This is a genomic window from uncultured Roseovarius sp., from assembly GCF_947489715.1.
GTDB lineage: Bacteria > Pseudomonadota > Alphaproteobacteria > Rhodobacterales > Rhodobacteraceae > Roseovarius.
This window is the reverse complement of record NZ_CANLER010000011.1, coordinates 63,442-77,327: the sequence shown is the minus strand read 5'-3', so window position 1 is coordinate 77,327 and position 13,886 is coordinate 63,442. Positions and strand designations below refer to the sequence as shown.

13 protein-coding genes are annotated in these 13,886 nt (G+C 51.5%); 4 read left to right on the top strand and 9 right to left on the bottom strand.

Features of this window, described 5'->3' with window-relative positions; genetic code table 11:
* Window positions 1-4 precede the first annotated feature (4 nt).
* Window positions 5-733 carry a hypothetical protein gene (locus Q1B27_RS21350; protein ID WP_299850920.1) on the bottom strand — a complete coding sequence of 243 codons (729 nt, stop codon included), beginning with the start codon at window positions 731-733 and terminating at the stop codon, window positions 5-7.
* A 328-nt stretch (window positions 734-1,061) separates the two neighbouring features.
* Here Q1B27_RS21350 and Q1B27_RS21345 point away from each other — a divergent pair, with 328 nt between their 5' ends.
* Complete coding sequence (locus tag Q1B27_RS21345) at window positions 1,062-1,697, top strand: VOC family protein (protein WP_299851154.1); 636 nt, start codon at window positions 1,062-1,064, stop codon at window positions 1,695-1,697.
* A 405-nt stretch (window positions 1,698-2,102) separates the two neighbouring features.
* Here the strand turns inward: Q1B27_RS21345 and Q1B27_RS21340 are convergent, their stop codons facing one another.
* On the bottom strand, window positions 2,103-2,972 hold the full coding sequence (locus Q1B27_RS21340) for a LysR substrate-binding domain-containing protein (RefSeq protein WP_299851151.1): 870 nt from the start codon (window positions 2,970-2,972) through the stop codon (window positions 2,103-2,105).
* Between the two features lie 92 nt (window positions 2,973-3,064).
* Here Q1B27_RS21340 and Q1B27_RS21335 point away from each other — a divergent pair, with 92 nt between their 5' ends.
* Window positions 3,065-4,285, top strand: coding sequence for an MFS transporter (locus Q1B27_RS21335; protein ID WP_299850918.1), 1,221 nt, complete (start codon window positions 3,065-3,067; stop codon window positions 4,283-4,285).
* A gap of 364 nt (window positions 4,286-4,649) precedes the next feature.
* Here the strand turns inward: Q1B27_RS21335 and Q1B27_RS21330 are convergent, their stop codons facing one another.
* The 3 genes from Q1B27_RS21330 to Q1B27_RS21320 are packed head-to-tail and all read right to left on the bottom strand — an operon-like array spanning window position 4,650 to window position 5,609.
* On the bottom strand, window positions 4,650-4,877 hold the full coding sequence (locus tag Q1B27_RS21330) for a hypothetical protein (RefSeq protein WP_299850916.1): 228 nt from the start codon (window positions 4,875-4,877) through the stop codon (window positions 4,650-4,652).
* Window positions 4,874-5,284 (bottom strand): MarR family transcriptional regulator, encoded by a 411-nt coding sequence (locus Q1B27_RS21325; protein ID WP_299850914.1) that lies wholly within the window; start codon window positions 5,282-5,284, stop codon window positions 4,874-4,876. The genes Q1B27_RS21330 and Q1B27_RS21325 overlap by 4 nt, the downstream gene beginning before the upstream one ends.
* Window positions 5,285-5,315: 31 nt before the next feature.
* On the bottom strand, window positions 5,316-5,609 hold the full coding sequence (locus Q1B27_RS21320) for a putative quinol monooxygenase (protein WP_299850912.1): 294 nt from the start codon (window positions 5,607-5,609) through the stop codon (window positions 5,316-5,318).
* Window positions 5,610-6,969: 1,360 nt separating this feature from the next.
* On the opposite strand from Q1B27_RS21320, the gene Q1B27_RS21315 reads away from it, so the two are divergent.
* The gene (locus Q1B27_RS21315; RefSeq protein ID WP_367181378.1) at window positions 6,970-8,073 is read left to right on the top strand and encodes an aminotransferase class I/II-fold pyridoxal phosphate-dependent enzyme; all 1,104 of its coding nucleotides are present in this window, start codon (window positions 6,970-6,972) and stop codon (window positions 8,071-8,073) included.
* 18 nt (window positions 8,074-8,091) lie between these two features.
* Window positions 8,092-8,460, top strand: coding sequence for a hypothetical protein (locus Q1B27_RS21310; protein WP_299850910.1), 369 nt, complete (start codon window positions 8,092-8,094; stop codon window positions 8,458-8,460).
* A 743-nt stretch (window positions 8,461-9,203) separates the two neighbouring features.
* Here Q1B27_RS21310 and Q1B27_RS21305 read toward each other — a convergent pair.
* The 4 genes from Q1B27_RS21305 to Q1B27_RS21290 form a co-directional block, all read right to left on the bottom strand.
* Window positions 9,204-10,583, bottom strand: coding sequence for a YjiH family protein (locus Q1B27_RS21305; protein WP_299850908.1), 1,380 nt, complete (start codon window positions 10,581-10,583; stop codon window positions 9,204-9,206).
* Window positions 10,584-10,967: 384 nt separating this feature from the next.
* Window positions 10,968-11,864, bottom strand: coding sequence for a LysR family transcriptional regulator (locus Q1B27_RS21300; protein ID WP_299850906.1), 897 nt, complete (start codon window positions 11,862-11,864; stop codon window positions 10,968-10,970).
* A gap of 541 nt (window positions 11,865-12,405) precedes the next feature.
* A complete protein-coding gene (locus Q1B27_RS21295) occupies window positions 12,406-13,191 on the bottom strand; it encodes an ABC transporter permease (RefSeq protein WP_299850904.1) in 786 nt (261 codons plus the stop codon).
* A gap of 4 nt (window positions 13,192-13,195) precedes the next feature.
* Window positions 13,196-13,885: an ABC transporter permease subunit gene (locus Q1B27_RS21290; RefSeq protein ID WP_299850902.1), complete on the bottom strand. Its 690-nt coding sequence runs from the start codon at window positions 13,883-13,885 to the stop codon at window positions 13,196-13,198.
* Window position 13,886 lies beyond the last annotated feature (1 nt).

Below are 13,886 nucleotides of genomic sequence, written 5' to 3'. Positions count from 1 at the left end.
AAATTCAGCTTTTGGTCGCTTTGAACAGGTTTGCAATTTTCGCACCTAGTCCAACGCTTGTTTTGAGTGCGTTGGAGGGTATCCGATACACTTGTAGATCGTAGACAATTTCATCCGTCTGTGCCTGTCGCCCCCCGAATGGCAAAAAGGCATCTGATGGTATAAACCACCCAGGTTTGAGGTCGTTCGCAGTGAGATCGTCTTCAAGCGCTTTGTACAGGATCTGCTTGCGGCCAGCATCGAAAGCGATCTCGCGTTTCGATTTTTCCCAAAGCGATGCGAGAAGATTCATGAACTCTTCGTCCCCGCAGTCGAAGTCTGAAAAACGCACCTGTCCGTCCTGAATGAACGGATGATAATTAACGAGCTTGCAGGCCTTGGAATAGTGGCCTTCCAGAACATTCGCGAATGCTATGAGATACGCGGCCAAGATTGTTGACCCATCAACAGGCGCGGCCTTCAAAATCCGTTTGAGTTCATAGGGGTCAAGATGAGAGAGGGGAGAATGGAAAATCGCGACGTGACGGGTATCAATGCTTGCGTCAATCAAATACTGAACCGTGTCTTCATCGTGCACGACAGCGTATTGATCTGCGACCGCGCGGTCGCTTATCGCCCACCAGTCGTGTTGTCGTACATGACCATTCAGTGACTGTGCGTATTCTATTTCTTCTTGCAAGGCACTTCGCGCTTCAGCAGAATTCGTACGCGCCGCATAATCAAAAAAGCTCATAGGTCGTCCACTTCGTCGAAAGTATGGATTTTTAGATTACTAGGTAATTTCTGGCATGCGGCAACCCGGAACCGTCTTTCCAAGAGATGACCTCCTTGCCAAACGGTTCATCGCGACAACAAACCTTAGGTAATTGGGACGGACTGAAAGTTTAGAAAAGCTGATGGAAAGCGGACAGTCTTCCACCGAATGCAAACAGCAGTTTTGTCCGCTGAACAGTCTTTGTGGAAAGCCGTCGTAGCTTCAGTGTGCGGAGGAAGTAACTCCTCGGTTCCGATGTTTGGGTGTCAGCTTTCCAGGCGATCCAATCTCATGATACTGCGTGACCATGCTAACTCTCGATCATCTTACAGTTATTGCACCGACGTTGACTGAGGGCGTTGAGCACGTCCGCGATTGTCTCGGGATCGAGGTCCCCTTCGGTACACGACACGATTACATGGGAACCCATAATCATCGCCTTCAGCTAGGTAAGAACGTCTATCTGAAGATCGTTGCGCTCGATCCAAGTGGTGTTAACCCTGGACGGTCGCGTTGGTTTGGCGTCGATGATCCGAGACAAGTTCGTTCAGATTGGGAGCGGGGTCGTCGGCTGCGCGGATGGGTCGCCGCAATCGTCAACATTGAGAGCTTCATACGTCAGAGACCTCAGTTCGGAGAAGTTGTTAACCTACCTTTCAACGAGCCAAAATTTGCCTTTGCCATCCCGGTCGATGGTTATCTGCCCTTGGGCGGTATTCTTCCATCTTTGATTGACCACCGCAGCGATCCAACACGGATGTCGGACATCCCCGACTTTGGAGCGCGTCTGACGTCCTTCAGTCTTGAGCACCCGGAGCCCGAAGAAATCAGAGCCATCTATGATGGTTTGACGATTGACCGACCACCAGAGATAAAGGTTGGGGAAGCTTTTCGATACGAAGTTGAGATCGCAACACCATCTGGCAGGCGTTCACTTTGGTAGCCCGGCCAATTAGCGTTGGCTCTAGCTCTCCGTAGTACCCCGCAAGATCGGCTGTTTGTCCGCTTTCGCCGTATAATTCCTGGATGACTGCAGTCAGGACATAAACCCCCTGCCAGAACCTACGCGCCAAAAACGGTCGATTCCGCCGGTGACAGAAACGGTTGAGTTTTGGCATATCCTGCGGTGCGGAGAAGGTCTGGAGAGAGCCCTCATCTGACCTCGGATTCTCTCGCTGCGCGCGTTCGCAGCGCCAAGTTTTCTGCACGAGCAATGAAGGCCTGTCCGCGGTGCAGCGGAGACTTCGGTCTTTCGTGGATAGCGCAGCAATTTTGAAGCGGCAGATGCACCGGATGCCGGACAAAGGGTGAATTCGCTACTGATACACCAATGACGGCTTCTGTAGCTTCAGATCAGATCATCTTTCAACCAAGTCACGAAAGATCGAACAGAAGGTTTTTCGAATGCCTCGGGAAGAGCCACGGCGTAGTAGGCAAATTTTGTTGGCCACACCGTCTCCAAAGCGCGCACCAACTCACCTGAAGCTAAACCGTCTTTGACATAAAGATCATTGAGCAAAGCCAAACCTTGTCCTTCGGTCACTGCTTTGACAGTTAGAAGGTCATTTCCATAGTGCGGCCCATAGCGTGCGTTTGTGGCATCGACTTCCTGTGCCTCGAACCATATCGACCAGTCCTTTCCGGTCGCGTCCGGCAACAGACGATAGCATAAACAATCTGCGGGCCGCGTCAGTGAGCCATGCTTTTCCAGCAAGGTAGGGCTTGCGACTAAGACCAACTCAGGCGCACAAAGCCATTCAGCACGAAGGCCGGGATACTTGCCAAGACCATGGCGAATGGCAAGGTCAATCGGTTCAGATTTGAGATCGACCAGTCGATCAGCGGTTTCAACGGAAACCCTGAACTTGGGATACTTTTGTGAGAACCTACCTACACTAGAGACAAGCATGGATTGCGCGAATGTTGCCGAGGCGCTGATCCGCACAGTATCGCGGTTCGTGGCGAAATGCTCATGGTGCGCGGCTTCGATCTTGGAGAACGCAGCACCCACATCAGATTGCAGTGCCAGCCCTGCTGCTGTCAGCGTGATCCCGTGCTTGCTGCGGTCAAACAGACGCAAACCATGCCGCTCTTCGACCGCCCGAATACGTTGGCTGATCGCACCGGGCGTGACACCAAGTTCATGTGCTGCGTCTTGCATCGCGCCAGTTCGCGCAACGACGTGAAAAGTATAAAGGTCTTGGATACGAACAGCCATATTTGACTTTAGACCAGCTAAAGTCATCTGGCCAGTATATCGTTCGCCAAAGGCGCAGACTTGACGGCATCTAGACATCAAGGAGATGCTTAATGTCAGAACAACGGACCCATCCTTCACGCCAAAACTGGACCATTGTTGTATTTGGATTTCTGGCGCTATCGCTGGCCTTTTCCAGCCGTGCCGCACTTGGGCTTATCATGCCTGTCTGGCAAACGGAGTTTGGCTGGACCAGCAGCTACATCTCAGGCGTGGGAGCCGCCGCTCTCGTTGTCATGGCCGTCGTCGCGCCCTTCGCAGGGCGGCTCGTGGACAGGCGTGGATCGCAGTTTACACTTAACCTCGGCATGGGACTTCTTGGGGTAGGATGCACCATTGTCGCGTTGATGAATGGCAAGCTGATGTTCGTCATCGGCTTTGCAGGCTTCAGCGCAGTTGGTTTTGGCATCGTCGCCACACATGTGGTGGCCACTGCTGTCACCCGAAATTTTTCCGAAAACCAAGGTCTGGCAACCGGCATCGGCACATCTGGCGCGACCGGCGGTCAGTTCCTGATTGTCCCACTGATTGCGGCGTTGCTGGCTTTTGCGAGCTGGCGGTGGAGTTTTGGTGCTTTGTCTCTCGCCAGCCTCGCACTAATCCCCTGTATGAGTATGAGGGCGGATAACCCGCCAAAAAAGGAATGCAGCGCTGACGAGCTCTCCACCTCTATGATCGAAGACCTTGCCGTAATCGTCCGACAGCCAGCATTCCATTTGCTGTTTTGGAGTTTTCTGATTTGCGGGTTCACCACAACCGGTGTGATCGAAACGCATTTGCTCCCGTTTGCGGCGTTCTGCGGTTTTCCTCCGATCCCAAGTGCGACTGCCTACGGTCTGCTGTCACTTGTGAACCTGATCGGCATGATCGCTGCGGGCTGGCTGACAGATCGGGTCAATCGTCCAATGCTGTTGGCGTCAATCTACATGTTGCGGGCTTTGACATTCATTCTGCTTGGCAGTCTTCCGGGGGCATCTATCGAAATGCTATTCCTGTTCGCAATTCTGTTCGGGGCAGTCGATTATTCAACCGTTCCTGTCACGGCCAGCTTGGTGGCAAGCCATGTCGGCATCAAGATGATGGGTCTCGCGATGGGCCTGATCTCTGCTGGACATGCGATTGGCGGTGCCATGGGCGCGTTTGCCGGTGGCTATCTGTTTACTGCGACTCAGACCTACGATCTTGTTTGGACCGGCTCAGTTTGGCTCGCTATTGGCGCTGGTGTGCTGGCACTCTTCCTAAAAACTCAGTCTACGAGCAAAGCGACTGTATAGCGGTCATTTGTGCGCAATGCTGCATCGGTCAAATTGGGTTCTCAGCCGCCGAATGCCTGCGCAGCACGCAGCCCGGCCACGGCGTCGTGAGATCGGCTGTTCACCAAAACGGCCAATCTCTTGACTTTTCACCGCTTGATCCGGCACCCCGCCGCTCGCATTTTGGCAACCGCCATTCATGCCAAGAGCGGCGAAACCGGGTAGTGAGCCCCATACCGCCGAATGCTGCGGGTTGCATGAATGTTCGATATAACGAGGGAGCCAAAAACTTTCAGCAACTGCTTTGGTCTTGAAAGGGGTTTTGGGCAGCGAAAAGTGGGGGATTTTCCGGCATTTCCATAGACCCGATTTGCTGGAAGATTCACTATGGGTTTGGTGATCTACCTTCAACCTTTCGTATCACGGTTTGCGCGAGTGTTGATGCGAATGGCCCAAGAACAAACATCATAGCTGGCACTAGAAAGGCTGTGAGAAGAAATGTCTGCATCGGCAGCGGTACATTTAACCCTGCCGCCTGAATTCCCATTAAGGTGGCGGTAACAACGACATAGACGACGATCCATGCGAAGAAGGCGGGCAGAAACCGCGTCATGGCTGTTCTCTCATAAAACCAGAAATGGTTTTAAAGTATCCAGGTAGGATAGCTGCGAGCATTGTCTTGCCTTCGTCGGTCAAGGCCAGACGGTGAGCGCGTGAATCCTCGGGATCGTCACGACACACGAGCAATCCGCTTTTCAGAAGCGAAGTCACGGTCCGGTGCAGGACCGGCTTGGAAACATCCAAGCGTTGATTGATTTCGCTTTGACGAAGACTGTCTTTGTCCGGCTCGCGGTCGATCACAATGAGAATATGGAATTTCAACTGTGAAAGGTTATGGCTACTAAAGTAGGCATCTAGCAGGCGCTCCAGTTGGCTCGCCTCTCGCATCATCGAGAGTGCTCGCGCAACGGTATCTACGTCACCTACACCCGTCTGCGAAACGTAACCGTCGATCATCATTCTTGTAGGTAATTCCCTCAGAAAGAACATACTACTTCAGGCCATGCAACGGCAGGATACGGGGTTGTTCGGCCAACCATTCTTCGTATGATTTGAAAACCGCGGCTGTGTAGGGTTGGGCATGATGCTGGTCCAGCGCATCCTGATCCTGCCATTCCTCGAAAAGATACAACCTATCCTGATCAGGTGCCTCGAACAGCTTGAACGAACGGCAGCCGCTTTCAGCGCGCGTTTGGTCCAGAATTCCGATGATCGCTTGCTGGGCATCGTTGAAATGTTCTGGCTTCGGTTTGATTTCGGCAAAAACGAAAAGCGTATTTGTCATTGGATATCTCCTCTATAGTTATCATGATAACTAATAACCTAGATCGACTATGTCAACCAGTCGGCAAAACAGCTTTGTGTCTCTGTCTCCGCCTCTGCTTCCCGCGCTGATACATCTTATTGAAAACGTCTTTTTTTGAACGGGTCGTTGCACCGGACAATGGTGTGTGCGTAGCGAAAGTCCAAAAGGTCCGCTTTAAACCAGTCTATTGATGGTGCAGCGAATGTCTGCTGTTCCACTCGTCAACTCTTAGGCTACTTGTATTCGCCTGTCAGGAGGATGTTAGCCCACCGTAGCGGTGATTACGCGCGAGGAGTTTTAGCTGAAAGATAGGTTTGGAGCAACTCCTACACCGGGAGAGAAGGCAAACTATTGATCGCGATTTCGCAGCAGCTTTCTCCAAACCCGGACAAAGAAAAACCGCACGGAAACTCTCCGCGCGGTTTTTAGTATCTAGGTTTGCAGCCAACTTAACACAACTGGTCAGGAGCTGTGCGGGTTGGTTTTGAGTTTAGGCTACCATCATGGTGATGTTAATTGCGACAACGGCGACTGTCAGGGCGATCAGGACGGAAGCTTCAGCGACGATTTTCAAGTTGTTGGACATGTTGTTGTTCCCAAGGGTTAAGTTGTTTTCTTGATCCGCATGTATGAGACCTTTGTTGGTATGAGAAGCGCAGATTTGACAAGGCCGCCATGCGTTTTTGGAATGGGTCTCTGTTGAAGTTGGGTGTCTCTAACATACCGAAATGTATATGATTTTTTCTGAATCCAAAGCATCTACTTGGAATTTCACCGCATTGTTTGTAGAGACGCTTACTCAGAGGCTAACTCTCAATGCCCAGTGTCCTACTGAAAATAGTGTGAAAACACGCTGGTACTCATATCAGGTACGAAAAAGAGGTTGCCGGCGTTTAGTTTTGTCCGCCATGGCCTGACCTTCAGGTCCACCGTTTTCAAAAAACCAGAACGCGACTCGCTAGAAAGGGCTTGCTCTAAGCCCGATGCGCTTCGCCAATCCTTGCGTAGCAGCTTTGGATGGCCAGCAGTGACGTCATAGGATTTGGCCCGATACATTTGCATAGCCTCACGGAATGACGCAATAAAGTGTTCGATCAGAGGTCACATATTCATCCGCGATACGAAGCGTTGCGCCATCATCAGATGCCAAAAGGTGGGCAGTAAATTTCGATCGTGCAATGTGAACTTTGCCAAATTTGGAAAGACACTTTTACCGCGTACCAACTAGTGTTCAATCCTAAGGCGGACGCCGCACCAAGCTTCGCTTACAAGATATGACACCTATAACGGATGGCGAGCGCCGGTTACCTGTTGCGGCCAGTTTGGAGACACAAAATTTATGACGAACTTTGAAAGAATGTTTCGAAAGGAGATTGTTGAGCAGCCGGCCTATAATGCTGGGATCGCCATTGACCGGTTCCAAGAGGTCTACGGAGTCCCTTGCCTTGCGAAACTTGACAGCAATGAGAACCCGTATGGGCCCAGCCCCCGCGCCATTGAAGCGGCGCGAGGCAGCACGTCAAATTTGGCGTCTTACCCTGACGCAGGTACCAGCACGCTTCGTGCAGCAATAGCCGGTAAATTCAAGATGGAGGCCGATCAGATTGTCACGGGCAATGGATCCGAAGACCTAATTGCGCTTATCTACACAACAGTGCTGAGCCGCGGCGAGCAGGTTGTCACCACCTGCCCAAGCTTTGGTCCGCATGAAACCGGCGCCCAGTCGTGCGGCGCGGATGCGCAGAAAATCCAGTACAAGAACGACTGGTCTTTCCCGATTGATGGTGTCCTCGAGGCGCTTTCAAAAAGGCCGAAAGTGCTGATGTTCGCCTCCCCCAATAATCCGGCGGGGCCTGCGATTTCAGAGCAAGACTTTGACAGGATTGTTTCGGCTTTGACGCCCGAGACGCTGTTCGTTTTTGACGAGGCTTATGTTGATTTCATTGACCCCTCGCACCGCTTCGATGCGGTAGCGAAACTGGGTAAGACGGAGCTACCTTGGATTTCGTTGCGGACATTCTCCAAGGCTTATGGGCTGGCAGGGGCGCGTATCGGGTACGCCATATGCTCCTATTGCTCCATCAGCGGGTCGTTGATGAAGGCCCGTTCGCCATTTGCGGTGAATGGGGCGGCCATCGCTGCCGCTGAGGCCGCCCTTGCTGATACGGAACATCTTGAGATGGCCGTGGCCAAGATTGTCTCAGAGCGCGCCCGTTTGCGACATGCGCTTTCCACTCGCGGCTATACCGTTGCCCCGTCGCAAACCAATTTCCTGTTCTTTGACTGTGGAGAAAACGGTGACGCATTCGCAGAGCGGCTCAGAAGGAAAGGCGTCCTGACCAAAGGCTGGTTTGAGGAACCGTATCTGGGATGGGTCCGTGTCTCTATCGGCACGGTGGAGCAAAATGACGCTTTCCTGATGATCCTGGACAGTATCACTTAGCCTAAAGACGACCATGCCATGAGGTTATTGCGTCTAGGGCCTCCTTGGGGGCAATATCCCGGCTTTGAAGCCGCTAAATTAGAATTCACCAAACTCGACTTCAGACAATCGAAGTGCAGCAGCCAGCTGTTGCTATTGGCTGATCAACAAGGGGGCAGAGTTTGGGAAATCCGGTTTCATTCGGTCCAAAATTTGCATGGTGTTCCAGGGCTTCAATCTTTGGCCGCATATGACCTGCTTGAAAACGCTATTGAAGCCCCCATGCAAGTAAGTGGGCTTGCCCGAGCGGACGCCATTGTGACTTGGCACTTAATCTTGAGACTCAAAGAAAAATGTTTTCAAATAGATAGCCGGACACTTAAATATGAGAATTGGCAGTTAATTTGAGAATGAGCTTTGGGTTTTGGCATTTAATTTGAGAATACCCACTCTCCCTGAGAAGACTTAAGGTATGGTATTAGTATGTCTTTCTGATCCACGAGTCTCACGTTTAACTGCTAATTTGGGTCGAAACACCCGCATTCTTGCATTTAACTGCCAAGTGACAGCTCGGAATGCATCAAGCTGGAAACCCAGGTCTTGGTGACCGAAACAGAGGCCGAGCGTCTGGTCAGCTTCCCGTTTGAATAGCGCTGCTTCAAAGTCAAACTGAACGCGACCTCTGCCCTTAAGCTAGGAAGACGGCTTGATCGTCGCCGGACACTCCTTCCGAAGTGATAAAGAATGCTGCTATTCATCCGCAGTGTAGATTGGTAAAGTTGGGGCTCAAAGCGCGATTTGTTTATTTAAGAAACGAATGTCCGGTTCTAAGTTTCTGTACATTTGTTGCACATGATCCAGAAGGGCAGGGGACGGAACCATGCGTACTATCGTCCCCCAATCACCAATGGCCGCGTTGCTTTGAGAAAGCTGGAACCGGCTCGCAGGAAAGTCGATTTCGAACCAGACAAACGAAGATGCCCTGATTGTAATCTAATGCGTCAGGCAGACCTCATGGCCAAAGTGCTTAAATTGCCCGGTCATGGTTGGTTTCTCCGTTTAAAAAAAACCTACCGTGTGTGTCAAACACGGTAGGTGCAGGGTCCGCCAAATTTGGCGACTGATGTAAGCCAATCAGGCGGTCAGGGAGGTTACGTCAATCCATACAATCGACCCATGGTGAGCGCGATTGGCACAGACACAATTGTTTTGAGAAGAAAGACCGCAAGGAGATCTACGAAGTTGACCGGAACTGCGGATTTCAAGAGAATCGCACCGGTTTCGCTCATGCAGATTACGGTGACGGTTCCTGTAATACAGATGACAAACTTTGTCAGTTGAGATTCGATGCCCTCCGCCGCCAGGAATGGCAGAAGAAGATCCGCAAACCCGACAAGAAATGCAGGTGCTGCGGCTTGAGCTTCTGGAAGGCCGATTGCAGATAGCAGAGGTGCTATCGGCACTGCAATTAGTTTGAAGATTGGCGTGAATTCGGTGGCGATGAGGGCCAGAATACCAATCAGAACGATGAGCGGAAATACCGTCATGTAAAGTTCGAACGTGGTAAGAGCACCATTTTTGATGATGGTACCGAGTCCCGGCGCATTTTCCGCTTTTCTGTAAGCAATATCAGCAGCTCTTTGGAACTTGGTTTTACCTTCATCTACGGGTTCATCAAGAATTGGGTCTCTCTTGCCTTGGTAGAATTCATCGGATTTCAACGAAAGCGGAGGAACCCGGGCGATTACCATCGTCGAGGCGACACCGACAATGAAAAGCGTGAAGAAGAAATACAGGAAAGTACCCACTTCGACACCGCCAATAGTTGTTGAATAGATGAAGACGGCTGGCATGGAAATGGTGCCAAAACCAAGGCACAGAATGCTAACTTCACGGGCGGTGTATAGGCCTTTTTTATAGTCCATATCAGCCGCAATAATCCCGTTGGTGCCGGATCCAATCCACGATGTGGCGGTTAGGACCGATGCACGCCCAGGCAAGCGGAAGAGTCTCTTGAACAGGGGCTGAAGGTAGACGCCAATGAACTCAACGCCACCAAAATCCAGTAGCAGCGGCAGTAATGTCGTTGCGAGCAAGAAGATCACCAGCAGCGAAGGCATCAGGTAGATAATGATAATTTCGCCGGTGTACTCGTTCCAGATCCACTCATGCCCGAATTTCCAATAGGCACAAACGGCCAAAACCGCAGCTGCGACACGCATCAGCACCGAAATAGTTGACGTAACGAAGATTTCTTTGAAGTAGGTATTTAGCCCCGCGCCTTTCGAAGCTGTCGCAACCACCGATACAATAGCGGACAGAATCATCAGTAGAACGACGATCAACGGCAGCCATCCTTCGACTGGTGTGCTGATCGTCTTTTGGAGCAATGCAATTGGAATTGTCAGCTCACCATCCCAATTAAACGGCAACATGAAAAAGCAAAACCCTATCCCTGACCCCAAAATCATTTTCAGCCAGACGGAGAAACTCCGCCCATCAGTTTGTTCCAATGTTTTATCTGCTTCCATTGCACTTTTCCCAACTTACGATTCCTGCAATGAGTGACGGATCACGCGTAAATTCATACGCGCATAGCTGGTGCGTATTGCCCCGATTTTATTCGCCAATCTTGCTTTTTTTCATGAAACCATCGAGGTGACTTCACATTCTTTAGGTTTTGAGCACCAATCTACTAGTGTTGTTTGGTTGGAGGGAATTGTTTCACAGGCGGCAAAAATGTGAGAACGGGAATATCTTTCGCTCAGCGGAGTTTTTTGCGTTTCTGATTTTCAGATAGCTGTAGCGAGAAAAATTTCCAAGCAATCGGGAACTAAGCCGCCCCCTCAAATACACCCTGTATGCCGTACAGGCAGCCGCCACATTGACTGCAAATCTATAGGGTGAGGTCACAACTAATCGCGATACTCTTTTTTTGCTTCGGCAACGATCCAGTTTTTGAAAACTGTGACAGCAGAGTTAGCATGAGAATTCTCATTGATCGCAATAAGATACCAAGTGCAACGTGTTGTTCGATCATCAATTTTCCTAAGCTGGCCCAGGGACAGTTCTTTTGCGCAGATTATTTCATCCGCTAGGAATACACCTTCACCATCGACAGCAGCATCGATTGCCAGCGAAAGGTCTGAATACACTTTTCCGTGTTTCCACTGTTCGTTGCCATCGACATGTTCGGAAAACCAGTGTTGCCAAATGTGCCGGCCATTGTCATGGAGCAACGGTAAATCACTGATGCTTCCGCATTCCGGGAGAAACCCTGATTCAGTTTGAAGCTCAGGAGAACAGGCGGGAAACCCATCGATCGGGAACAAGCGAGCGTGGTCAGTTCGCGTGCGCAACAACCGTTCTTCAAAATGAATAATGACGTCGACAAGCTCTTCATCTATGTCAGGCGGGCGCCATTCTGATCTGAGGTTGCACTCGATATTGGGGTGTTGACCACAAAATTCTGTGACTTTCTTGCGCAGCCAGCGGGATGAGATCGCAGGCTCTGCGCTGATGTTGATTGTGCCTGTCTGGGTCAGATTCAGCAAATTGTCGCAGGCATCGCTGAGTATCTGCAGCCCGTAAGCAACCTGCGGTTCAAAGTGTTTGCCCTCTTCGCTCAATTCGATTCGATTGCTGTGCCGTTCGAAAAGCTCTACATTCAACCACTCTTCGAGATTTCTGACATGCTGGCTGACAACGCTATGGCTGACGTGCAATTCGTCTGCGGCCTTTGCGATACTGCGATTGCGGGCCGCGGCTTCAAAGGCTCGAAGTGCGTTCAGATGTCTCAACGAACTAAACATTATCGTTCACCGTAAGTTTAGGTTTCAGCCTGGCCAAGAAGGTTCATCCGATGGTCGAAGTCGCGATAAAAACCATACCATGGTTAAATGGGTACTTAGTGTATCTTTGAAGTTCGGACCAAGGCACTTCTAAAGCGTTAGCACGAACTTTCGAATTCCTGACCTGCTTCAATTCTTTTGTAATGGTCGACGCATCCAATTGGTCCAATCGGCACACCAACATATCGGAAAATACTCCACCCAAGGTAATTTATCACGAACCATCGTCCGTTGCGCGCGTTGGTTTCGCCGATGGTTCACCGCTGCATATCCCGAGCCGGTTGTCTCATCATCGTCGGCCTCTGATCTGCGGAAACCACCAGGTTCGGCGCGGGCGGCCAACGCTGATGCAAGGACTGTTTTCCGACAATAAAGTACCGCCGATGCAACATTGCTATCGGGAGTGTCAGGTGCCTTGAGGTGGCGTTGGCCGGTGTATTGCGTTTCGGCAGAAAGAACTGGTGAAAGATACGATGGACAATCATGGTGAGCAAAGTGTTGGTCACAATGCCGCCTGCGCCTTAGCCAGATTGGACCCTTCCCTCGGCCGCAAATGCCGCAGGAAGCGTTTTTCTGCCATCTTGAAGGCGATCGAGATCAGGAAGACGATGGCCATGTAGAACACCATGGCAGTCAGGAAACCTTCATAAGCGAGGTAATAGCGGCCATTCAGCCAGCGCCCCACACCCAACAAGTCCTGTAGGGTGACCGTGCTGGCGATGACAGAGCCGTGCAATGTGAAGATCACTTCGTTCGAATAGGCCGGCAGGGCGCGGCGAAACGCATTGGGCAGCACAACCAGTCGCATCCGGGTAGTCGGTGACATGCCACAAGCCTTGGCTGCTTCGACTTCGCCGTGTGGTGTGGTCTCGATAGCCCCGCGCAGGAATTCGGTCGTATAGGCTGCGGTGTTCAATGTGAAAGCGATCATCACACACCACCAGGGGCTGCTGAGGATCGGGTCCCAGAGAAAGCTCTCCCGCACCGCCTCGAACTGGCCAAGGCCGAAGTAGAAAAGATAGACTTGCACCAATAGGGGCGTGCCGCAGAAGACGTAGGTGTAAAGCCGAATGGCCGGACTGAGATAAGGTTTGCGATACGCCCGCGCGATGGCCAGTGGCACGGCGATCAGGCCACCCACCAGAAGCGCGAGGAAAGTCAGTTGCAGCGTTACCAGGGCACCTTCGAAGAAGCGTCCGATATTGTCATAGATCAGGACGAAGTTTATCGGCGAGACATTCTCGCTGACATGTTGAAGGTATTCGAGGAAGCTGCGTTCGTTTTCCATGACGTCAGGCCCTCCTCACACCGGCAGAATACTTGCGGTCGATCCACCGCAGGATAAGGTCAGAGACGCCTGTGATGATCAGGTAGATCACCAGCACAGCAAGCATAAACGTGAAAACCTTGTGGGTAGAGCGGCCGGCCGAGAATGCGTTCCAGACCAGGTCATGCAATCCGATCACCGATACCAGCGCGGTGGATTTCACCAGAACCAGCCAGTTGTTTGTGAAGCTCGGCAGCGCAAAGCGCACCATCTGAGGCCAGGTCACGATCCGGAATATCTGTCCGGGTTTCATGCCGACCGCCATCGCCGCCTCGATCTGACCGCGCGGGATCGCCAGTATCGCGCCACGAAATGTTTCCGACATGTAAGCGCCGAAGATGAAACCCAGCGTTAGGACACCCGCGAGAAACTGGTTTATCTCGACATAGCCCCACAGGCCGGTCACACCGCCTAGCTGAGTGATCAGCGCCTGACCGCCGAAAAAGATCAGCATCATCAGCACAAGGTCGGGCACGCTGCGTACAAAGGTTGTATAGACATTGCCCATCCGTCGGATGCCTCTCGACGGTGAAAGCTTAGCGAATGCGCCAAACAGCCCCAGGGTCACCGACAAGAGCAAAGAAAGAATGGCCAAGCTGATCGTGACAATCGTGCCTTCGATCAGGATCTGCCTGTATTCGAAAATAATGTCCATG

Bases quoted from the DNA above. Each gene is read 5' to 3' on its own strand.
- Q1B27_RS21350 (WP_299850920.1), bottom strand. From the start codon at position 733: ATGAGCTTTTTTGATTATGCGGCGCGTACGAATTCTGCTGAAGCGCGA.
- Q1B27_RS21345 (WP_299851154.1), top strand. From the start codon at position 1,062: ATGCTAACTCTCGATCATCTTACAGTTATTGCACCGACGTTGACTGAG.
- Q1B27_RS21340 (WP_299851151.1), bottom strand. From the start codon at position 2,972: ATGGCTGTTCGTATCCAAGACCTTTATACTTTTCACGTCGTTGCGCGA.
- Q1B27_RS21335 (WP_299850918.1), top strand. From the start codon at position 3,065: ATGTCAGAACAACGGACCCATCCTTCACGCCAAAACTGGACCATTGTT.
- Q1B27_RS21330 (WP_299850916.1), bottom strand. From the start codon at position 4,877: ATGACGCGGTTTCTGCCCGCCTTCTTCGCATGGATCGTCGTCTATGTC.
- Q1B27_RS21325 (WP_299850914.1), bottom strand. From the start codon at position 5,284: ATGATGATCGACGGTTACGTTTCGCAGACGGGTGTAGGTGACGTAGAT.
- Q1B27_RS21320 (WP_299850912.1), bottom strand. From the start codon at position 5,609: ATGACAAATACGCTTTTCGTTTTTGCCGAAATCAAACCGAAGCCAGAA.
- Q1B27_RS21315 (WP_367181378.1), top strand. From the start codon at position 6,970: ATGACGAACTTTGAAAGAATGTTTCGAAAGGAGATTGTTGAGCAGCCG.
- Q1B27_RS21310 (WP_299850910.1), top strand. From the start codon at position 8,092: ATGAGGTTATTGCGTCTAGGGCCTCCTTGGGGGCAATATCCCGGCTTT.
- Q1B27_RS21305 (WP_299850908.1), bottom strand. From the start codon at position 10,583: ATGGAAGCAGATAAAACATTGGAACAAACTGATGGGCGGAGTTTCTCC.
- Q1B27_RS21300 (WP_299850906.1), bottom strand. From the start codon at position 11,864: ATGTTTAGTTCGTTGAGACATCTGAACGCACTTCGAGCCTTTGAAGCC.
- Q1B27_RS21295 (WP_299850904.1), bottom strand. From the start codon at position 13,191: ATGGAAAACGAACGCAGCTTCCTCGAATACCTTCAACATGTCAGCGAG.
- Q1B27_RS21290 (WP_299850902.1), bottom strand. From the start codon at position 13,885: ATGGACATTATTTTCGAATACAGGCAGATCCTGATCGAAGGCACGATT.